Here is a 19862-nt window from a genome sequence, read left to right as displayed (position 1 = left end):
GGTGAGGATCAAATCTGCCAGACTGTCTGTCCCTTCAAGGGGCGTCCGGGTCGCGTTCCACGCGGCCGGGAGAAGCTTTGCGTTGCGGTCGGTGTTCGGGGAAGTTCAAATGCAAAAGGGTTTTCTGCTCGGTCTGTTCGCTTATGCGACCTTTTCCATGGGCGATGCCACCATCAAGTCGCTTGGATCGCAGATCAGCGTTTTCGAAATCGGCTTCTTCAGCATTCTGTTTTCCGGCATCTTCATTTTCTTCAGCAAGCCGCGTGAGGAAAGGTGGCGTGAATTCTGGCGCATGAGCCGGCCCTTCGCCGTGCACGGGCGCGCCATCTCCGGCCTTTTCGCCGGTATTTTCGGCATCTATGCCTTCACCACCATTCCGCTGGCGGAGGCCTATGCGTTGATCTTCCTGTCGCCGCTCTTCGTGACCGTGCTTTCCGCCGTCGTGCTGAAGGAGAATATCGGCCCATGGCGCTGGGCGGCGGTTCTGGCGGGCATCGTCGGTGTCATCCTCGTCGTGCGGCCGGGCTTCAAGACACTCGAACTCGGGCATTTCGCCGCCATCGGCGTCGCGTTCCTCGCGGCGATGACCATCGTTTTGCTGCGCTCGCTTGCGGGCAAGGAAAAGCGCACCTCGATCATGGGTGTGCTGCTGATCTACGGCCTCACTTTCAACGGTATTGCCGCCATTCCCGATTTCGTCATGCCAAACCTGCATCAGCTATTGGCCTTCGCCTTCATCGGCCTTTGCACGGCGACTGGGCAGATTACCCTGCTGGTCGCCACCCGCATCGCGCCGGCAAGCCAGATCGCGCCGTCGCATTATTCGCAAATCCTCTGGGCCGTGGCGATCGGCATGGCCTTCTTCCACGAATATCCGGATGCGGTCGCCGTGCTTGGTCTGGCCGTCATCGCCGCGTCGGGACTGCTGACGATGATCCGCGAAAAGGTGAGGCTTGGCACCGTGCGCTGGAACCCGTTTTTCCGCAATCGCCTCTGAATTCACCCTTGATCGGAAACAGTGCGTCAACCGAAGAGCGGCTTGTGAAGCGGCGGCAACCCGGCCCATAAGGCTTTCATCTTTAGATGAACGGAGAGCCGCAGATGCTCGTGGATGGAAAATGGACCGCCGAATGGCATCCGGTGCAGGCGACCGACAAGAAAGGCGGCTTCGTTCGCCAGACCTCCGGCTTCCGCAACTGGGTGACGCCTGACGGTTCGGCGGGGCCGACGGGTGAGGGCGGTTTTGCGGCCGAGCCCGGTCGCTATCATCTTTACGTCGCGCTGATTTGCCCCTGGGCATCGCGCACGCTGATCGGCCGAAAGCTGAAGAAGCTGGAAGAGGTGATTTCCGTTTCCGTTGTCGAGCCCGCCCTTTCCGACGAGGGCTGGAAATTCGGCGGCTATCCGGGTTCGGATCGCGATACGCTCAACGGCTTCACCTATATGCATGAGGTCTATACCAGCGCGGATCCGCATTATACCGGCCGCGCCACCGTGCCCGTGCTTTGGGACAAAAAGACGAAAACTATCGTTAACAACGAATCCGCCGATATTCTGCGCATGCTGAATTCCGGTTTCGGCGATCTGGCCGATAATAGCCTGGACCTCTATCCGGAAGCGCTGCGGGATGAGATCGATGCTCTCAATGATCGCATCTATCCGCGCCTCAACAACGGCGTTTACAGAACCGGTTTCGCCACTACGCAGGTTGCTTATGAAGAGGCCTTCGCCGATGTGTTCGAAACACTTCAGGAACTCGAAAAGCGCCTGGTCTCAGGCGGGCCTTTCCTTTTCGGCGATCTGCTGACCGAAACGGATGTTCGGCTTTTCGTGACGCTGGTTCGTTTCGATGCCGCCTATTATGGCCTGTTCAAATGCAATCTTCGCCGTATCGCCGATTATCCTGCGCTGCAGGCCTATATGATGCGGATGCTGAACTTTCCGAGCGTGCGCGATACGGTCAGTATCGACCATATCAAGCGCGGTTATTATTCCATCAAGGCGCTCAACCCGACCCGGATCGTGCCGGTCGGCCCCGATCTTCCGGGACTTGACGATGTTTCCCTCCGCCCTTCGAACTGAGCGGATGATGGATTATACCGGTTTGCCGACCTGATCGAGCAGCCAGGCCTGAAAGGCGCGGGCCAGCGCATTGTCCTGCCGTCCTTCCGGCAGGGCGACGTAATAGCTCTTGTCGGTCTGCAGGGGAATGTCGAAGACGATTTCGAGGCGGCCGGAGGCAAGTTCCGCCTCGATGAGATATTTCGGCAGAAGGGCAAAACCGATGCCGCTTGCGGCGGCCTCGATGATCATCGAGAACTGGTCGAAACGGCTGCCCTGATAGGCATTCTCCGCCGTCACCCCGTTCATTTCCAGCCATTCCGTCCATAGTTTCGGCCGCGTCGTCACATGCAGGAGCGGCTGGCGGGTCAGATCCTGCGGCTGGTTCACGTCGGCGCGGCGCACAAGGGCGGGGCTTGCGACCGGCACGATCACCTCGTTGCACAGGAATGTGCAGGTGCCATGCGCCCAGACCGGCTGACCATAGTGAATGGCGAGATCGAACCCTTCTTCGTCGAAATCAAAGGGATGCGAGCGCGAGCCGATGGTGATCGTCATCTCCGGATTGGCGTCGATGAAGCGATGGAGACGCGGCATCAGCCAGCGGCTACCGAAGGTCGGCAGGGTCGCGACTGACAGGGACGCGTGCGCTGTTCCGGCTGAGACCGCGCGCACCATCAATTGTTCGGATTGCTGCAACAGGCGCCGCACATCGGGCAGGAATTTACGCCCCGCCTCCGAAAGCACGACCCGCCTGCGGATGCGCTCGAAAAGCTGCATTCCCGTCTGCGCTTCCAGTTCGCCGATCTGCCGGCTCACCGCGCTCTGCGTGAGGTTGAGTTCTTCCGCCGCACGCGTAAAATTGCCGTGCCGTGCCGCGCATTCGAACGCTTGCAGGGTAACGATGTCAGGGACCAGTCTTCTGCGCGGATCCATTCCATTCTCGCATCAACTTACCCGCTTTCCTCATTGGAAAAGGGTCATTATGGCCATATATGATTACGGGAAAGAATGGAACGGTGTAAAACGCCAGTTTCGCAGAACGAATGGCAAATTCGGGGAAAGAAGAGTGACGGGAGTTGAAAGCGCCGTATCGAAACGGCCTTTCCTCCCCTTTTAAGCCAAAAGGACAATGGACATGGATGCGACCACGAAGCTCGACGTGAAACAGGAAGCCGCGGCCCTGCTCGACAGGATGGGTGTTGCCCGCGATCTTTATACCGACGGCGATATGGCCTCCTTCAGCCCGGTGACGGGTGAACAGGTTGCGAGCCTGAAGACCGTTTCGGTCGAAGGTGTAGCAGCCGTGATTGACCGGGCCGATGCCGCCTTCAAGACATGGCGCAATGTGCCGGCACCCCGCCGTGGTGAGCTGATCCGGCTGCTCGGCGAAGAGCTGCGCGCCTTCAAGGCCGATCTCGGCCGTCTCGTCTCGCTGGAAGCGGGCAAGGTTCCCTCCGAGGGCCTCGGTGAAGTGCAGGAAATGATCGATATCTGCGATTTCGCGGTCGGCCTTTCCCGCCAGCTTTATGGTCTCACCATCGCCACCGAACGCCCTGGCCACCGCATGATGGAAACCTGGCATCCGCTCGGCGTCGTCGGCGTCATCTCGGCCTTTAATTTCCCGGTCGCAGTGTGGTCGTGGAATGCGGCGCTCGCCATCGTCTGCGGCAATTCGGTCGTCTGGAAGCCTTCGGAAAAGACGCCGCTCACGGCGCTTGCCGTTCAGGGCATCTTCGAACGCGCCGCCGCCCGCTTCGGCGATGCGCCGGAAGGTCTTTCGCAGCTTCTGATCGGCGACCGCGCCGTGGGTGAAGCATTGGTGGATAATCCCAAGGTGCCGCTCGTCTCGGCCACCGGCTCCACCCGCATGGGCCGCGATGTCGGTCCGCGTCTGTCGAAACGTTTCGCCCGCGCCATTCTGGAACTTGGCGGCAATAATGCCGGCATCGTCTGCCCGTCCGCCGATCTCGACATGGCGCTGCGCGCCATCGCCTTCGGCGCCATGGGCACGGCCGGCCAGCGCTGCACCACGCTTCGCCGTCTCTTCGTGCATGACAGCGTTTATGACCAGCTCGTGCCGCGTCTGAAAAAGGCCTATGCCTCCGTTTCCGTCGGCAACCCGCTGGAAACATCGGCCCTCGTCGGCCCGCTGGTTGACAAGGCGGCTTTCGACGGCATGCAGAAGGCCCTCGAAGCGGCGAAAGCGCATGATGGTGTGGTGAATGGCGGCGGCCGCGTGGATACGGGTGCGCCGGATGCCTATTACGTCAAGCCGGCGCTTGTCGAAATGCCGAAGCAGGCGGGGCCTGTGCTGGAAGAAACCTTCGCACCGATCCTCTACGTCATGAAATACAGCGATCTCGATCAGGCGATAGACGACCATAACGCGGTCGCTGCCGGTCTTTCGTCGTCGATCTTCACCCGCGACATGCAGGAATCGGAACGGTTCCTGTCGTCGGAAGGTTCCGATTGTGGCATTGCCAACGTCAATATCGGCACCTCGGGTGCGGAAATCGGCGGCGCCTTCGGTGGTGAGAAGGAAACCGGCGGCGGACGTGAATCCGGTTCGGATGCGTGGAAGGCCTATATGCGCCGCGCCACCAACACCATCAACTACTCCAAGGCGCTGCCGCTGGCGCAGGGCGTTTCCTTCGATATCGAATAATCGCGTCCTTTAGACAAATTGATCCATCATGCCGGCGCGGCTCCATCCGCGCCGGCATTTCTATTCGATGGGCCGGACGAGGGCGTCCGCGACGATTTGCGGAAAAGAGGCATTTGCGCGGAATTTTATTCCCGCAATATTGCTCATATTGAATTATCGTCTCTCTATCGTTTTAATAGAAAACCCTAGCATTGCTCCATATCGTGAACCGGCCAGAGGGGCTGGTGACAAGGAGATGAAATGCCAGCCATCACCCGCCGCGCGCTTTCCGCCAGCCTTTTTGTTGCCGCCGCATTCTCGGTCCTGCCGCTGCAGGCGCAGGCGGCGGAAGAGCTGAAGATCGGTTATCAGAAAACCGGCCTGCCGGTGATAGCCCGCCAGCAGGGCGTCATCGAAAAGGCGCTCGAGGCCAAGGGCGTGAAGGTTTCCTGGGTCGAATTCACGGCGGGCCCGCCGCTGGTGGAGGCCCTGAATGTCGGCTCCATCAATGTCGGCTGGACGGGCGATGCGCCGCCGATCTTCGGTCAGGCGGCAGGTTCGGCCATCGTCTATGTCGCGGCCCTTCCCTCGAACGGCAAGGGTGAAGCGATCTTCACCAAGCCCGAAAGCGGCATCAAGTCGGTTGCCGATCTCAAGGGCAAGAAGGTCGGCGTCGGCAAGGGCACCAGCGCGCACAATCTGCTGGTGGCGGCGCTGGAGAAGAACGGCCTGAAATTCAGCGATATCGAGGTGGTGTATCTTAGCCCCGCCGATGCCTCGGCCGCCTTCGCCAGCGACAAGATCGACGCCTGGGCTGTCTGGGATCCGTTCTATGCGATTGCGGAGACTCGCTACAAGCCGGTGACGCTTGCCCGCACCAGCGATGTTCTTAATGTCAGCACCTATTTCCTCGCCAATCGCGACTATGCCAAATCCAATGCGGACACGATCAACACCACGATTAATGCGCTGGGCGAGGCGGCGAAATGGTCCGCCGCCAACCGCGACAAGGTCGCCGCAGCTTTGCATGAGGTGACGGGCGTGCCGCTGGAGGCGCAGACGCTAGCCGCGAACCGCTCGGAATTCGGCATTACCAGGATCGACGACAAGATCGTCGCCAGCCAGCAGGAAACCGCCGACCGCTTTTATCGTCTCGGCCTGATCCCGAAACAGATCAGCATCAAGGATGCCGTCTGGTCGGGCGCGACGAACTGAGCAAGAGCCGGAGGGCATGCCATGAGCACCGGAAAACGTATCGAGATTGGCGGCATCACAGGCTGGCTGCTCCCCGCACTCATTCTTGCAGGCTGGGAGGCGGCGGCGCGTGCCGGTCTGATTTCCGCCAATGTGCTGCCGGCCCCTTCGGCTGTCGCGGAAGCCTTCTGGCGGCTTTTGCTCTCGGGTGAGCTTGTCGCCAATATCGGCGTCAGTTCCGCCCGCGCACTCGCCGGTTTCGCCATTGGCGGCACCATCGGTTTCATCTTCGGGCTGGCCAATGGCCTCTCGAAATTTTCCCGCAGCTTCACCGATACGACGTTGCAGATGATCCGCAACATTCCGCATCTGGCGCTCATTCCGCTGGTCATCCTCTGGTTCGGCATCGATGAGGAGGCGAAGCTTTTTCTGGTTGCGCTCGGGGTGTTTTTCCCGATCTACATCAACACGCTGCTCGGCATTCAGGGTGTCGATCCGCAACTGGTGGAAATGGGCCGCACTTATGGCATGTCGCCCTTCACGCTGTTCCGGCGGGTGATCCTGCCCGGCGCGCTGCCCGCCATTTTCACCGGCCTGCGCTATGCGCTCGGCATCATGTGGCTGACGCTCATCGTGGCTGAAACCATCTCTTCCTCGTCCGGCCTCGGCTACATGGCCATGCAGGCGCGCGAGTTCCTGCTGATCGACGTCGTGGTTCTGTCGATCCTCATCTATGCGCTTCTCGGCAAGCTGGCCGACAGTTTCGCCCGCTTCCTCGAAAGCATCTTCCTGCAATGGCATCCAGCCTTCAAGAAAGTCTGAGGTAACCCATGTCGACCGGCAATGTTACGACGCTGAGACGCCCGGATGCCCCGCCATCCCTCCCGTCGCAGGGGAAAATCGAACAACGCGAGAAGACGAGTGAAGGCAAGGTCGCCTTCAGCTTCCGCAATGTGGCGAAGAGCTTCGGCGACAAACCGGTTCTGCGCGGCATCGATCTCGATGTGCGGGAAGGCGAGTTTCTGGCCATCATCGGCAAGAGCGGCTGCGGCAAGAGCACGCTTTTACGTATTCTGGCCGGCCTCGACACGCCGACGACCGGAACCGTCTCGAAAGATGCATCGAGCCGCACCCGCATGATGTTTCAGGAGCCGCGTCTTCTGCCGTGGGAGCGTATCGCGAGCAACGTCTCCGTGGGGCTTACCGGCATCGCCAAGGGTGAGGCGGCGCAGGAGCAGGCGCTTACAATTCTCGAAGAGGTCGGGCTGAAGGACCGGGCTGGCGAATGGCCCTATGTGCTTTCCGGTGGCCAGAAGCAGCGCGTGGCGCTGGCGCGCGCGCTTGTGGCCCATCCGCAGATTCTGGCGCTGGATGAGCCGCTCGGCGCGCTCGATGCGCTCACCCGCATTGAAATGCAGCTTCTGCTGGAGCGCATCTGGCGCAAGCAGAAATTCACCGCCGTTCTCGTCACCCACGATGTTTCCGAGGCCGTGGCGCTTGCGGATCGCATCGTCGTCATCGATGAAGGGCGCATCGCGCTCGATCTCGATGTGAAACTGCCGCGTCCGCGCCGTCATGGCACTGCGGAATTCGCAAGGCTGGAAGAGCAGGTTCTGAACCAGCTCTTCGGCCGTGGCGAGACCAACGGATAAGGCATGAACCGGCAGGGCCGAGACCCCGCCGGACGATATTATCAGCCAATGCTCATCAGGCTGGCATTGCCGCCGGCGGCCGTGGTGTTGACGCTGACGGAGACTTCTTCGACCAGCCAGTCGAGGTTATAGGGCTGGCTTTCCCCGGAAAGCGCTTCCGTTGCCGCGGCCTGAACGAGAACCAGCGGGCCGGGCAGGGCGGCGATCTTTTTATTGACCGCCACGATACGCTCCGCATCGCCCTCGACCAGCGCGCCGGCGAAGGGACCGGACTTCGCCCAGTCATCGGCCCAGACGATGCGCGAGGTCACGGTTGCCGGCAGTCCGTAAATGGATTTCTCCAGTCCCGAAGCATTGTCGATGACAACCGCGTTTCCGGTCGCGAGCGCTGCCGCAAGCTGGCGGTAAAGCCCCTGTTCGGTTGCCGGAACCAGCAGAACCTTTCCACGCGGATGCAACGCATAGACATTGCGCTCGCCGACAGGACCCGCCAGCTCGGTTTCGAAGCCGAGGCCGGAAAGTGCCGCCGCCTGCCGCGCGGCTTCGGCGGCGACTGTCTCGCCGTTTTCATCCAGCCAGCGGGCGAGATCGACTGCGGCCTGATCCTGCTGGCTGGCGATGCGGTCGATCTTCGGGGCGGTCTGCGTCATGCGGCCGAGATAGAGCGGCCCACCCGCCTTGGGACCGGTGCCGGAAAGGCTGCGCCCGCCAAAGGGCTGCACGCCAACCACCGCGCCGATGATGTTGCGGTTCACATAAAGATTGCCGGCCGCGACGCGGGACAGCACATGCTGGATCGTATCGTCGAGACGGGTATGCAGGCCGAAGGTCAGGCCATAGCCGGTAGCGTTGATCTCGTCGATCAGCCGGTCGAGATTGTCGCGCTTGAAGCGGATGACGTGCAGCACCGGGCCGAAGACTTCACGCTTCAGATCGGCGAGCGATTTCATCTCGATGATGGTCGGCGGCACGAAGGTGCCCTTGCCGGTTTCGCCCGCAAGCGTGATCTGTTCGATGCGATGGCCGAGCCCGCGCATGCCCTCGATGTGCTTTTCGATGATGCCTTTCGCCTCGGCGGTAATGACGGGGCCCACATCGACGGAAAGCTTGTCGGTGCGGCCGATGCGCAATTCATGCAGCGCGCCTTTCAGCATGGTCAGCGTGCGGTCCGCCACATCTTCCTGAAGGCAGAGAATGCGCAATGCCGAGCAGCGCTGGCCGGCGCTGTCGAAGGCAGATGCGATGACATCGGCGACGACCTGCTCGGCAAGTGCGGAGGAATCGACGATCATGGCGTTCTGGCCGCCGGTTTCGGCAATCAGCGGCACCGGCTGGCCATTGGCGAGAACCCGGCCGGCAAGCTGGCCCTGAATGAGCCGCGCCACCTCCGTCGAACCCGTGAACATCACGCCGGCTGTAAGGGGTGAGCCAACAAGTGCGGCACCCGTCTTGCCGTCGCCCGGCAGAAGCTGCACGGCATCCTGCGGAACGCCGGCCTCATGCAACAGGCGCACGCCCTGCGCCGCGATCAGCGGCGTTTCTTCGGCGGGCTTCGCCAGCACCGGATTGCCGGCAACCAGCGCCGCCGTTACCTGACCGATGAAGATGGCGAGCGGGAAGTTCCACGGGCTGATGCAGACGACCGCGCCGAGCGGCGTTTCGCCGAATTTGAAATTCCTGCGGGCTTCCGCCGCATAATAACGCAGGAAGTCGATCGCCTCGCGCACCTCGGCAATGGCGTTCGGCATGGATTTTCCCGCCTCGCGCATGATGAGGCCGAGCAGGGCGGGCATTTCAGCCTGCATCGCATCGGCGGCGCGCTCCAGGCAGGCGGCGCGTTCATCCACCGGGGTGGAAGGCCAGCTTGAGGCTGCCGCCCGCTGCATGGCCGCTTCGACATCGCCTTCAGTCGGTTCCGTCACATGGCCGACGATATCGTTGCGGTCGCCGGGGTTGAGAACCGGGCGCGTGTTGCCACCTGCCTGCGGCGCTGTGGCTTTCCATTCCGTTGCAGCACCTGCCTTCAGGGTTTTGTCCAGTGCGGCGAGCGTTGTTTCGCTGGAAAGATCGAGGCCGGCGGAATTTTTGCGTTCCGGGCCGAACAGGCCTTCAGGGGCGGCGATGCGGTCGTGACGCGCGCCGGGAACGGCATAGGCCTTGACCACCGCGACCGGGTCTTCCAGCAGGGAATCCACCGGCACGGCGGGGTCGGCAATGCGGTTGACGAAGGAAGAGTTCGCGCCGTTTTCCAGCAGGCGGCGGACGAGATAGGCCAGCAGCGTCTCATGGGTGCCGACGGGCGCGTAGAAACGGCAGGGGCGGTCGAGCTTCTTCTTGCCGACGACTTCGCTGTAAAGCGGTTCGCCCATGCCATGCAGGCACTGGAACTCATAGTCGCCGAGTTTGAAGCCGGGGCCGGCGAGATGGTAGATCGTCGCCATGGACTGCGCATTGTGGGTCGCAAATTGCGGGAACACCAGATCGCGCGCGGCGAGCAGCTTGCGGGCGCAGGCGATGTAGGAGACGTCCGTGTGGACCTTGCGGGTGAAGACCGGGAAGTCTTCCAGTCCCTCCACCTGCGCGCGCTTGATTTCCGCATCCCAATAGGCGCCCTTGACGAGACGCACCATGATGCGGCGGCCCGAGCGGCGGGCGAGATCGATGATGTAGTCGAGAACGAAGGGGCAGCGGCGGCCATAGGCCTGCACCACGAAACCGAGGCCGTTCCAGCCGGCGAGGTCCCTGTCGAGCGCCAGCTCCTCCAGAAGATCGAGCGATAGTTCCAGCCGGTCGGCCTCCTCAGCATCGATATTGAGGCCGATATCGTATTTCTTGCTGAGCAGCATCAGGGATTTGACGCGCGGCAGAAGCTCTGCCATCACGCGCTCCGCCTGCGCACGGGCGTAACGCGGATGCAGAGCCGAAAGCTTGATGGAAATGCCCGGACCGCCATAGATGCCACGGCCGGCAGAGGCCTTGCCGATGGCGTGGATGGCGTTTTCGTAGTCCTTGTAATAACGTTCCGCATCCTTGGCGGTTGTCGCGGCTTCGCCGAGCATGTCGTAGGAATATTGGAAGCCCTGTTCTTCCAGCGGTTTCGAACGCTTGATGGCTTCGCCGATGGTCTCACCGGTGACGAATTGCTCGCCCATCATGCGCATGGCCATATCGACGCCACGGCGGATGACGGGTTCGCCAGCGCGGGCGATCAGCTTGGTCAGCGCTGCCGAAAGGCCGCTATCGTTTACCGTCGAGGTCAGCTTGCCGGTGATGACGAGACCCCAGGTGGCGGCATTGACGAAGAGCGAGCGCCCGCCGCCAATATGGGACTTCCAGTCACCGCGCGCGATCTTGTCGCGGATCAGCGCGTCGCGCGTTGCAGTGTCGGGAATGCGCAGCAGCGCTTCAGCAAGGCACATCAGCGCCACGCCCTCATGGCTGGAGAGCGAATATTCCTGCACCAGCCCCTCGACGCCGGTGCCCCTGGTCTTGGCGCGTAATGCCTCGATCAGTTTGCGGGCGGTGTCGCGAATGGCTTTCGTCTCTTCAGCCGTTACCGTCGCCGCCTCGATCAGCGGCGCCATGCATTCTTCCTCCGGGCGACGATAGGCGGCGGTGATCGCCTTGCGCAGCAGGCTTTGCTCACGCACCGGCGGCGCAAAATTCTGGAAGATACCGTTCGCCACTACACCGGCGTTGCTTGCACCATCGGCCATTCTGAAAAATCCTGAAAACGCTGTTGAAGACAGACCGTCGGCGGCAGCGTGTCCTCCGCCCGCCGCTTGTCATCCTGTCGCAGACAATATCATCACCGCAGAAATTGCTATGGCCCTATTTTCAGGATAAAACAGGCAATATGAACTTTTATTTTTGAGATATGGCGTTAAATCACATGGCAAATAGTCAAAAAACAGACGATCTGGATCACTTCGATCTCAAGATTCTCGAGGCGCTGAGCGAAGACGGGCGCATGTCCGTGCTGCAGCTCTCGAAAAGGGTCGGTCTCTCCAAGACGCCGTGCCAGACACGGCTGAAGCGGCTGGTGGATGAGGGCTATATTCTCGGCTTCCGCGCCATGCTCAATCCGCAGAAGCTCGGTGTCGATCACATCGCCTTCGCCGAGGTAAAGCTTTCCGATACGCGCGAAAAGGCGCTGGAGGAGTTCAACGCGGCGGTGCGCAAGATCAAGGAAGTGGAGGAGTGCCACATGATCGCCGGCGCCTTCGATTATCTTCTGAAGGTGCGCACCAGCGATATCCGCAAATATCGAAGGGTACTCGGCGAGAAAATCTCAAGCCTGCCATCCGTCGCCAACACCTCGACCTTCGTGGTCATGCAATCGGTCAAGGAAACCGGCATCTGAAAAGCGGCCATGAAAAAAACGGGCAGACGTTTGCCTGCCCGTTTCTGCCGTTCAATTTCCTCAGCGCGCCGTGGCGGCGGCGGTGACCGCGCTCATCTGCGCGTCCGGCCCGAACTCGTTTTCGTTTTCGATGCCGAGCAGCTCCTGCAGGCGCAGCCTTGCGCGGCTCACGCGGCTCTTGATGGTGCCGACCGGGCATCCGCAGATTTCGGCGGCTTCCTCGTAAGCAAAACCCGAAGCGCCTATCAGCAGGATCGCTTCACGCTGGTCGTCCGGCAGCTTTGCCAGTGCTGCGCGGAAATCCTGAAGGTCGACCGATCCATGCTGTTCCGGCGGTACCGACAAGCGCGAGGTATAGACGCCGTCCGTGTCCTGCACCTCACGGCCGGATTTGCGAATCTGGCTGTAGAACTCGTTGCGCAGGATCGTCACCAGCCATGCCCGCATATTGGTGCCCGGCTGGTAGCTGTCCTGTTTTGCCCATGCCTTCATGATCGTGTCCTGCACGAGGTCGTCGGCACGGTCCCGCGAGCGGATGAGCGAGATCGCGAAGGCGCGCAGGTTCGGCAGCGCCGCCAGCATTTCCCGTTTGAAGTTGTATTCTGTCTGCTCCGGCTCTTTCGCCATCATTCCTCCGAAGCCTTTATTTTGGCTTTGCTTTCGGCTTCATCGAGTTTTTCGAGAAGGTCGAGGAATTTGTCAGGGATGCCTTCATCCTGAACGGCATCATAAAGCTCCCTGAGCTTACGGGAAATCACCGCCCGCCCGGAGTGTGGAACCTGGGGGGCGGCCGAATTGTCCGGCTGATCTTGGTCCGATTGAAATATGCTCATAACGTCCGGTATTCCTTTTTCGTCGTGGCAAAGAATGCGCGGTGAAAAAAATAGTTCCGGCGGTCCGGAACTTTTTTGCGATGCGCACGTTGCTATCGTGGGTTTGCGTTGCAGACCGCATGAAAGGGGAGAATTCCATGTCAGTTTCTACACGCATCGCACCGCACCTGCCATATCTGCGCAGGTTCGCGCGTGCCGTTTGCGGCTCACAATCCACGGGCGATGCCTATGTTGCGGCAACACTCGAAGCTCTGATCGCCGATATCAGCATTTTTCCGCAGACAAGCAGCGATCGCGTTTCGCTCTATCAATTGTTCGTATCGATCTTTAGTTCCGTCACGATCAATATTAAGACCGACGAAAACCTGTCGGGATGGGAAAAACGCGCCTCGGCCAACCTCTCCGCCGTGCCGGCGCTGGCCCGTCAGGCGTTTCTTTTGACCACGGTCGAAGAATTCACACCTTCGGAAACCGCAGAGGTTCTGAAAGTCTCCGAGGATCAGGTCGGCAAGCTGATCGACGAGGCAGCGTCTGAAATCGCCCGGCAGGTGGCGACCGATATCATGATCATCGAGGACGAACCTCTGATCGCCATGGATATCGAGCAGATGGTCACCGATCTCGGCCACCGCGTCACGGGCATCGCCCGCACCCACACGGAAGCGCTCGATCTCTTCCATCGCACCCAGCCGAAGATGATCCTTGCCGATATTCAGCTCGCCGATGGCAGTTCCGGTCTCGATGCGATGAAGGACATCCTGCAGATGACCACGCTGCCGGTGATCTTCATCACGGCTTTCCCCGAGCGCCTTCTGACGGGCGAGCGGCCGGAGCCGACCTTCCTTGTGACGAAGCCGTTTAATCCGGACATGGTGAAAGCGCTTATCAGCCAGGCCCTGTTTTTCAACGAAAGCTCACGCGTCGCGGCGTGAATTTTGCCGAAACCGCAGGCTGACCGGGAACCAGTCTGGTGCCCGGGCGTTGGCGGTTACGGTCGTGGGGCTGCCCCGCGGCTTTCTGCAAGGAGACGAATTTGCATCGGCTGGCATGGCATAACGCGGAGAGGGACGAAAGCGAACTTCACGATTCGCTCGTCCTCGCCTTGCTCGATTCGGGCGAGACAGTCATGCTGCAGGACTGGAACCGCGACTATATATTCGTGGCCAATCTGCCGGATGTATGGAAAATTCCGGCAGACTCCCGCCCGACTGATGAAACTCTGTTCGGCAACGATCTCTCCGCCCGGCTGGCCGATCTCAAGAAGGACATGAACACGGCGGGCAGCCGCGGCATGCTGGAAGTAAATGCCGGCAACGACCGCGTCTTCCAGTTTCAGGTTCATTCCACCCTTAACCAGACGAACCAGGTGGTGATGAAGACCACCATTCGCGAGGTGACGGCGGAAAGGCGGCGCGAGCAGCTTCTGCGCTCGTTGCTGCGCGAGGTCAGCCACCGTTCCAAGAACCTCCTGGCGATCATCCAGAGCCTTGCCGGCCAGACGGCCCGTTTCAGCCTGACCAAGGATGATTTTCTGCGCAAGTTCCGCGGCCGGCTGCATGCTCTCGCCCAGAGTCAGGATCTCATCACGGATTCGGACTGGCGGGGTGCACGCATATTCGAGTTGCTGCGCCAGCAATTCGATCTTTACGTGCCGGAATATCCGAACCTCATCCATATGGAAGGCGAAAACCTGCTGCTCAACCCGAATGGCGCGCTTTATATCGGGCTCGCGTTCCACGAGCTGGTCGTCAACACCGTCAGCCATAGCGGCAATCTTGCCTATCACCCGCCCATATCCCTGCAATGTCGTCAGGAGGGCGGTTTTTACATCGTTGAATGGATTGAGCCGATGGTGCCGTCGAAGGAGCCTGCGGAGACCCGGCGCGGCAGCTTCGGCAGTGTGGTGCTGGAAAAGGTGGTTCCGTCCGCATTGGGGGGAAGCGCGGAATACGAGTTGACGCCGGAGCGGATCGTCTACCGGCTGAAATTTCCTTCCGGCGACGGCGCGGATGCCTGAAATCTCAAGATCGCGCGCAGCGCCGGCTTCATCTTTTCATTTCATGAAAACCAAAACAAAAAGCACGGCTCATGAAAGAGCCGTGCTATTTTTATGACAGGTTTTCAGGGGCGAAACCTGTTTATTTTCAGCCAAGCCTCAGGCGGGGACGGGGGAATTGCTTGGCCTGCAGTAAAAACACGCCCGACCGGATTCGGTTCCCAAAAAATGCGTTTTTTTAACATTACGCAAAATACCGGCCATTTTGCGGTTTTTTGCGGTCTGCACGGCGGATAGGTCCGCAAGTCTCGGCCTCAATGCGTGCCTGTCTGTTCCGACCGTTTGGGCGTGAAATAACGCATCGGCGCTTCCAGCGACCACTCGAAGCCGGATTCACGATATTCCGTCAGCACCTGCCCGCCGAAGGCGCCTTCCGCATGCCTTTTGATGACCGTGGTGCCGAAGCCTTTGCGGCTCGGCTCTCTCGCCGGCGGTCCGCCCGTTTCGGTCCAGACGAGATGGATCATCTGCCGCCCGTCTTTCTCAAGCGACTGCCAGCGCACTGTGATTTGTCCTAGCGGAACCGATAATGCGCCATATTTGATGGAATTCGTCGTCAGCTCATGGATCACCAGACCGAAATTCTGTGCCGCTTCCGGGGAAAGCATGAAATCGTCCCCCACCAGCACGATGCGCTGTGCCACGGTTCCGAAAACATCGAGGTGGGTTTCGATCAGCTTGCGGATCGGCAGACCCTGCCATTGTACCTCCGCCAGCGCCCGGATCGACATTCCAAGGCCGCGCAGGCGGTGATCGACCTCCTTCTGGAATTCCGGAATGCTTTTATTTTCGCGTCCCAATTGCCGTATCATCGCCTGAACCAGCGTCAGAATGTTCTTGGAACGGTGAACCAGCTCGTGCAGCAGCAATTGCAGCCGCTCTTCCGACTGGCTTCTGTCGAAGGATGCGTTGGAGAGCGCGATGGCGACCTGGTTGGCCTCCTTTATCTTGGTATCGACGGGTGCGACGATCTCGCCCTCGCCGATGCGCTCGGCCATCAGGGTCAGGTCACGAATGGAGCTGCGCAATTGCCGGCCGACCAGATAGGCGCCGCCAATGGCAATCAGCACCAGCATCAGGCTGCCGATCATCATCTGCCGCCAGGTGTCTATCAGGGCGGCCTGGCTTGCGGCGAGCGGCCCCCACATCACCGTCTTCCATTGCCAGCCGGGCAATTGAGCATAGGCATAAAGATTACCCTTGCCGTCGAAAAAATTGCCGCTGAAGGCCTGCATTTCCGAAAGGACATCGGGCGTGACAAACGGCTTGCCCACTTCCGCCTCTTCGGGCGCGCTTGAGACGACAACGCGGTTGTTGCCGTCAATGATGGCGACCGCCCAGTTGCGCGGCAGGTTTTCCGTGGGGATAAGCCGGCTCAGGTCGCTGGTATTCTGCGTCAGGATGAGGGCGTCTCCCGCGGGGTCCAGGTCCGGGCCGAGCGGCATGGTGACGTTGAACACCCATTCCTTGCTGGTCGAGCCGAAAAACATGTCCGAGACGGTGATGCGGCGGGAGTCGATCGCCCTGGTCAGATTGGCTTCCGCCGGCACTTTGCCGAGCGGCTGGCCATAGGGCACGCGCGTATTGAGACGCTGCTGGCCATCTTTGGTGGCGAGAATGGCGTAAAGGCCCTCCCGTTTCAGACTGTCGGCGACGCGCCCCTGAAACGCGGCGAGGTTGCCGCTCTCAAGTTCCGGGAATTGCGACAGGAGATTGAGCGAGGTGGCGATTTCCTGCAGGCGGCGGTCGATATTGCGGGAGACCACCCGCACATCCTCGATGGTTTCCCGTTGCAGGTCGTCGCGTTTTTCCGCCTCGAGGCGCAGCATCAGATAGCCCCCGAAAAGAATGAGCGGCAGGGTAATGACGGTAGCCATCACCACCAGATAAGTACCGATGGAGGCGGTTGGGAAAAAATTCGCACTGCGCCGACGCAAAGCCGAGATCATGTCTTTCAGTCTGTCGCCGGGTCGAGGCATACAAAAAACTCCGGCAGTTATGGCATTGTTACGACACGGATAATACCGTGCCGTCCCCCTTTAGCAATGCCTGATTTTTACCTTCGGTTGTTGCGGCAGGCCACAATTGCGTCGGCGTAATTGAAAAAATCGGAACTATTTCAACGACCAACCCGTTTGCCAGACGAACCGGCCGAGGAGCGGACATGAAATTCATCGCCGCCGGCCAGTTGAGAACGATGAAAGGAAGGTACGAAATGGCTAAGAAACTTACGATCCTCGTCACTGCCGCTCTGATGGGCACGACGGCTTTCGCGCCGCTGGCCATCGCTCAGGGCACCACCCAGCCTGCGCCGGCAAATCCGAGTACGCAGACGGAGCCGGCAACCCCTGCCACCCCGATGACGCCTGCCGCTCCTTCGACCAATGACAGCGCGGCCACAACGACGGGCGGCGCCTATCTGACCGAACAGGGCGAAACGCAGGTCAGCGCTAACGATTATATCGGCAAGTCGGTCTATACTGCGGCCGATGAAAGCATCGGTAACGTCACCAACCTGATCATGGAAGAAGACGGTGGTCTGGTTGCGGCCGTGATCGGTGTGGGCGGCTTCCTGGGTATCGGCGCAAAGGACGTTGCCGTTCCGATGGACAAGGTGACGATGACGCGCAACGCGCAGGACGGCACCATCCGCCTGACAACGACGGAAACGGCGGAAACGCTGAAGGCCGCTCCCGAATTCAAGACGCTGGAACAGAAGGCCAGCGAGAAGAATGCGGCAACACCTGCGGCTCCCGACAGCACGACGACGTCCGCCACCAAGCCCTAATTCCCATCCCTGGGAGGCAGGAGCGGGACCGGCTTCAATCAGCTGTCCCGCGGGAGGCACCGGCCAACAGGCCGGTGTCTTTTTATGATTGTTCGCCGGCTGTTCAATCCCCGGCATTGCGGGAGGAATGCCACGCCCAGGCGGATTTGATGATGTCCGAAAGGGAATAGCGCGGTTCCCAGCCCAGAACCTCTTTCGCCCTGTCGTTATTGGCGACCAGCGTCGTGGAATCGCCGTCGCGCCGTCCGGTATATTCGACGGGGAAGGGGCGGCCGGAAACGTCCGAAATCGCCGCCAGCAATTCCTTCACCGTGGTGCCAGTGCCGGTGCCGAGGTTGAGTTCGACGGTTTCTCCGCCATCCAGCAGATAGTCCACCGCCCGCACATGCGCATCGGCGAGATCGAGAATGTGGATATAGTCGCGCACGCAGGTGCCGTCGCGCGTGTCGTAATCCGTGCCGAATACCTTGAAACCCTGACGCCGGCCGAGTGCGGCCTCAATGGCAAGCGGGATCGCGTGGGTTTCCGGCTTGTGCCATTCGCCGATGCGGCCTTCGAAATCAGCACCGGCGGCATTGAAGTAGCGCAGCATCACCGAGCGCAGCCCTTTATAGGTGCTGTAATCCTTCAGCGCCTGCTCCACCACCCATTTGGTGCGGCCATAGGGGTTGATCGGCGCCTGCCGGTGCGTTTCGTCGATCGGCACCTGTTCCGGCAAGCCGTAAGTTGCGCAGGTGGAGGAGAAAACGAAGGCCGTGACGCCGGCATCGATGGCGGCGGAGAGGAGGTTGAGCGAGCCGATGACGTTGTTGTCGTAGAAAGCCACGGGCTGCTTGACCGATTCACCGACTTCGATCAGCGCGGCGAAATGCAGAACGGCTTCCGGCCGGTGTTTGGCGAAGACCTCATCCAGCCGCGCCCGGTCGCGGATATCGCCCTGTTCGAAGGGCCCCCAGCGGACGAATTCCTCATGCCCGTTGGACAGATTGTCGAAAACGACCGGTTCATATCCTCGCTCAGACAGGAGAAGGCAGGTGTGCGAACCGATATAGCCGGCACCGCCGACGACAAGGACTTTCTTCTTCATCAATTGCCTTTCAGAAAATTACGGACGCGCCGAGACTGCCCGAGACTGTATGTCACTTTGTTCAAATAAGGGCGGTGTGGCGGGTAACGCCATCAACCAGTCTATCCTTCGCGGGTAACATAAAAAAAACCGCGCATCCATCGTCTGGACGCGCGGTTTGCCTTGTCGTGTCGCCAAGAAATTACTTGGACTTTTTCGTATTGACCCTGGTGGCCAGGAAACCGGCCGCGACAGCCACGGCGAGCGTCGCATAGGGACGCGCCTGGATCGCCAGCGTCAGCAGCGATTGCAGGGCGAGCGGCGCTGCGGCAAGCGGCGCCGCCGTCAAAGGCGCGACAGCGGGCCGTGCGGCATAGACCCTCGGACGTTTGACGATCGCCAGCGCCACCAGCATGATGACGCCGAGCAGGAAGGCGGTCCCGGCGACGACGAGCGCCGCAGGGCCTGCACCCACGTGCCGGGCAAGATAGATGGACCCAGCCACTACGGCGGCGATGAAGGCGATCAGAAAAAATATCCCGGTCAGAACCGACAGGATTATGGTCGCGCGCAATCGCCGTGTAACGACGCGTCCTTCGCGCTGGGTCTCCCCCAGATAGACCAGCAATGCCTCAAGCATGAGCGCGGCCTTATCGACGCGTCAGAAGGGCGAGCACGAAACCGACGCCGACGGCGATGCCGAGGGACTGGAGCGGGTTCTTCTGGACGTGGTCGGTGAGGTTATCGTTGAGCGTGGAGATTTCATTGCGGACGCTGTCGGCCATTTCTCCGGATGCGGTAAGGGCGTCATCGGCCACACGGGCAGCCTGCGCCTTCAGCTCATGCGAAGCGCCGACGCCGAGCGCCTTCACGCTCTTGGCAAGACTAGCCAGATCTTCGCGAAGCTGGGCGAGCTGCGCTGCCACATCGGCCGCATCGCCGTTTTCGAGGGATTGCTGGATCTTGTCGCTGACGTTGCTACGCACGCTTGCCATAGGGGAGGTCCTTCCTGAACATCATTGATGGGACGACGACACGTCAGCGCCGTCCGTGAAGCTTCGTTTAGGCGGCCGAAACACCCGCCTGTCCGTCAGTCAAACGCGCCGATGCCGGCTTGGTTCCGCAACGGGACGGGTTTTCTTGATGGCACTTCGGGTCGGGGGCGATTTTCGAGGAATTCGGTGCCGGACATTTGTTTTCCT

18 protein-coding genes are annotated in these 19862 nt (G+C 60.5%); 10 read left to right on the top strand and 8 right to left on the bottom strand.

The window, feature by feature from the left end; all coding sequences use genetic code 11:
• Positions 1-109 precede the first annotated feature (109 nt).
• Both O3W47_RS03600 and O3W47_RS03595 read left to right on the top strand, forming a co-directional pair.
• Positions 110-997, top strand: coding sequence for a DMT family transporter (locus O3W47_RS03600; RefSeq protein ID WP_065116377.1), 888 nt, complete (start codon positions 110-112; stop codon positions 995-997).
• A gap of 104 nt (positions 998-1101) precedes the next feature.
• On the top strand, positions 1102-2082 hold the full coding sequence (locus O3W47_RS03595; protein ID WP_269313012.1) for a glutathione S-transferase family protein: 981 nt from the start codon (positions 1102-1104) through the stop codon (positions 2080-2082).
• Positions 2083-2094: 12 nt separating this feature from the next.
• Here the strand turns inward: O3W47_RS03595 and O3W47_RS03590 are convergent, their stop codons facing one another.
• Positions 2095-2997, bottom strand: a complete 903-nt coding sequence (locus tag O3W47_RS03590) for a LysR family transcriptional regulator (RefSeq protein ID WP_269313011.1) — start codon at positions 2995-2997, stop codon at positions 2095-2097.
• Positions 2998-3199: 202 nt separating this feature from the next.
• Between O3W47_RS03590 and amaB the strand changes: the two genes are divergently transcribed.
• From amaB to O3W47_RS03570, 4 genes are all read left to right on the top strand, one after another.
• Positions 3200-4729 (top strand): L-piperidine-6-carboxylate dehydrogenase, encoded by a 1530-nt coding sequence (gene amaB, locus O3W47_RS03585; protein ID WP_269313010.1) that lies wholly within the window; start codon positions 3200-3202, stop codon positions 4727-4729.
• A gap of 240 nt (positions 4730-4969) precedes the next feature.
• A complete protein-coding gene (locus O3W47_RS03580) occupies positions 4970-5923 on the top strand; it encodes an aliphatic sulfonate ABC transporter substrate-binding protein (RefSeq protein ID WP_269313009.1) in 954 nt (317 codons plus the stop codon).
• Positions 5924-5944: 21 nt separating this feature from the next.
• Positions 5945-6724: an ABC transporter permease subunit gene (locus O3W47_RS03575; protein WP_269313008.1), complete on the top strand. Its 780-nt coding sequence runs from the start codon at positions 5945-5947 to the stop codon at positions 6722-6724.
• Positions 6725-6732: 8 nt separating this feature from the next.
• On the top strand, positions 6733-7554 hold the full coding sequence (locus O3W47_RS03570) for an ABC transporter ATP-binding protein (protein ID WP_269313007.1): 822 nt from the start codon (positions 6733-6735) through the stop codon (positions 7552-7554).
• 41 nt (positions 7555-7595) lie between these two features.
• On the opposite strand, the gene putA is transcribed toward O3W47_RS03570, so the two are convergent.
• Complete coding sequence (gene putA, locus O3W47_RS03565) at positions 7596-11270, bottom strand: trifunctional transcriptional regulator/proline dehydrogenase/L-glutamate gamma-semialdehyde dehydrogenase (RefSeq protein ID WP_269313006.1); 3675 nt, start codon at positions 11268-11270, stop codon at positions 7596-7598.
• Positions 11271-11446: 176 nt separating this feature from the next.
• On the opposite strand from putA, the gene O3W47_RS03560 reads away from it, so the two are divergent.
• Positions 11447-11917 carry an Lrp/AsnC ligand binding domain-containing protein gene (locus tag O3W47_RS03560; RefSeq protein ID WP_003522526.1) on the top strand — a complete coding sequence of 157 codons (471 nt, stop codon included), beginning with the start codon at positions 11447-11449 and terminating at the stop codon, positions 11915-11917.
• A gap of 60 nt (positions 11918-11977) precedes the next feature.
• Here the strand turns inward: O3W47_RS03560 and O3W47_RS03555 are convergent, their stop codons facing one another.
• Positions 11978-12544, bottom strand: a complete 567-nt coding sequence (locus tag O3W47_RS03555) for an RNA polymerase sigma factor (protein ID WP_003508744.1) — start codon at positions 12542-12544, stop codon at positions 11978-11980.
• On the bottom strand, positions 12544-12750 hold the full coding sequence (locus O3W47_RS03550) for a NepR family anti-sigma factor (protein WP_080820056.1): 207 nt from the start codon (positions 12748-12750) through the stop codon (positions 12544-12546). Before O3W47_RS03550 ends, O3W47_RS03555 begins: the two co-directional genes overlap by 1 nt.
• Before the next feature lie 137 nt (positions 12751-12887).
• Between O3W47_RS03550 and O3W47_RS03545 the strand changes: the two genes are divergently transcribed.
• A complete protein-coding gene (locus O3W47_RS03545) occupies positions 12888-13682 on the top strand; it encodes a response regulator (protein ID WP_003522529.1) in 795 nt (264 codons plus the stop codon).
• Between the two features lie 101 nt (positions 13683-13783).
• Positions 13784-14767 carry a sensor histidine kinase gene (locus O3W47_RS03540; RefSeq protein ID WP_269313005.1) on the top strand — a complete coding sequence of 328 codons (984 nt, stop codon included), beginning with the start codon at positions 13784-13786 and terminating at the stop codon, positions 14765-14767.
• 293 nt (positions 14768-15060) lie between these two features.
• On the opposite strand, the gene O3W47_RS03535 is transcribed toward O3W47_RS03540, so the two are convergent.
• On the bottom strand, positions 15061-16785 hold the full coding sequence (locus tag O3W47_RS03535; protein ID WP_269313004.1) for a sensor histidine kinase: 1725 nt from the start codon (positions 16783-16785) through the stop codon (positions 15061-15063).
• Positions 16786-17021: 236 nt separating this feature from the next.
• Between O3W47_RS03535 and O3W47_RS03530 the strand changes: the two genes are divergently transcribed.
• The gene (locus O3W47_RS03530; RefSeq protein WP_269313003.1) at positions 17022-17594 is read left to right on the top strand and encodes a PRC-barrel domain-containing protein; all 573 of its coding nucleotides are present in this window, start codon (positions 17022-17024) and stop codon (positions 17592-17594) included.
• Positions 17595-17697: 103 nt separating this feature from the next.
• Here the strand turns inward: O3W47_RS03530 and galE are convergent, their stop codons facing one another.
• The 3 genes from galE to O3W47_RS03515 form a co-directional block, all read right to left on the bottom strand.
• A complete protein-coding gene (gene galE / locus O3W47_RS03525) occupies positions 17698-18681 on the bottom strand; it encodes a UDP-glucose 4-epimerase GalE (protein WP_269313002.1) in 984 nt (327 codons plus the stop codon).
• A 181-nt stretch (positions 18682-18862) separates the two neighbouring features.
• Complete coding sequence (locus tag O3W47_RS03520; RefSeq protein WP_003508754.1) at positions 18863-19300, bottom strand: hypothetical protein; 438 nt, start codon at positions 19298-19300, stop codon at positions 18863-18865.
• A 10-nt stretch (positions 19301-19310) separates the two neighbouring features.
• Complete coding sequence (locus O3W47_RS03515) at positions 19311-19655, bottom strand: DUF883 family protein (protein WP_120947720.1); 345 nt, start codon at positions 19653-19655, stop codon at positions 19311-19313.
• Positions 19656-19862 lie beyond the last annotated feature (207 nt).

Origin of the sequence: Agrobacterium sp. LMR679 (assembly GCF_027157905.1) — a bacterium.
In the GTDB taxonomy this organism is placed as follows: domain Bacteria; phylum Pseudomonadota; class Alphaproteobacteria; order Rhizobiales; family Rhizobiaceae; genus Agrobacterium; species Agrobacterium leguminum.
Note: the sequence above shows the minus strand (reverse complement) of the source record. Positions and strands in the feature narration are given on the sequence as shown.

What these genes read in the sequence shown, in the direction of transcription:
- O3W47_RS03600 (WP_065116377.1), top strand. Translation starts at nt 110, where the DNA reads ATGCAAAAGGGTTTTCTGCTCGGTCTGTTCGCTTATGCGACCTTTTCC.
- O3W47_RS03595 (WP_269313012.1), top strand. Translation starts at nt 1,102, where the DNA reads ATGCTCGTGGATGGAAAATGGACCGCCGAATGGCATCCGGTGCAGGCG.
- O3W47_RS03590 (WP_269313011.1), bottom strand. Translation starts at nt 2,997, where the DNA reads ATGGATCCGCGCAGAAGACTGGTCCCTGACATCGTTACCCTGCAAGCG.
- amaB (WP_269313010.1), top strand. Translation starts at nt 3,200, where the DNA reads ATGGATGCGACCACGAAGCTCGACGTGAAACAGGAAGCCGCGGCCCTG.
- O3W47_RS03580 (WP_269313009.1), top strand. Translation starts at nt 4,970, where the DNA reads ATGCCAGCCATCACCCGCCGCGCGCTTTCCGCCAGCCTTTTTGTTGCC.
- O3W47_RS03575 (WP_269313008.1), top strand. Translation starts at nt 5,945, where the DNA reads ATGAGCACCGGAAAACGTATCGAGATTGGCGGCATCACAGGCTGGCTG.
- O3W47_RS03570 (WP_269313007.1), top strand. Translation starts at nt 6,733, where the DNA reads ATGTCGACCGGCAATGTTACGACGCTGAGACGCCCGGATGCCCCGCCA.
- putA (WP_269313006.1), bottom strand. Translation starts at nt 11,270, where the DNA reads ATGGCCGATGGTGCAAGCAACGCCGGTGTAGTGGCGAACGGTATCTTC.
- O3W47_RS03560 (WP_003522526.1), top strand. Translation starts at nt 11,447, where the DNA reads ATGGCAAATAGTCAAAAAACAGACGATCTGGATCACTTCGATCTCAAG.
- O3W47_RS03555 (WP_003508744.1), bottom strand. Translation starts at nt 12,544, where the DNA reads ATGGCGAAAGAGCCGGAGCAGACAGAATACAACTTCAAACGGGAAATG.
- O3W47_RS03550 (WP_080820056.1), bottom strand. Translation starts at nt 12,750, where the DNA reads ATGAGCATATTTCAATCGGACCAAGATCAGCCGGACAATTCGGCCGCC.
- O3W47_RS03545 (WP_003522529.1), top strand. Translation starts at nt 12,888, where the DNA reads ATGTCAGTTTCTACACGCATCGCACCGCACCTGCCATATCTGCGCAGG.
- O3W47_RS03535 (WP_269313004.1), bottom strand. Translation starts at nt 16,785, where the DNA reads ATGCCTCGACCCGGCGACAGACTGAAAGACATGATCTCGGCTTTGCGT.
- O3W47_RS03530 (WP_269313003.1), top strand. Translation starts at nt 17,022, where the DNA reads ATGGCTAAGAAACTTACGATCCTCGTCACTGCCGCTCTGATGGGCACG.
- galE (WP_269313002.1), bottom strand. Translation starts at nt 18,681, where the DNA reads ATGAAGAAGAAAGTCCTTGTCGTCGGCGGTGCCGGCTATATCGGTTCG.
- O3W47_RS03520 (WP_003508754.1), bottom strand. Translation starts at nt 19,300, where the DNA reads ATGCTTGAGGCATTGCTGGTCTATCTGGGGGAGACCCAGCGCGAAGGA.
- O3W47_RS03515 (WP_120947720.1), bottom strand. Translation starts at nt 19,655, where the DNA reads ATGGCAAGCGTGCGTAGCAACGTCAGCGACAAGATCCAGCAATCCCTC.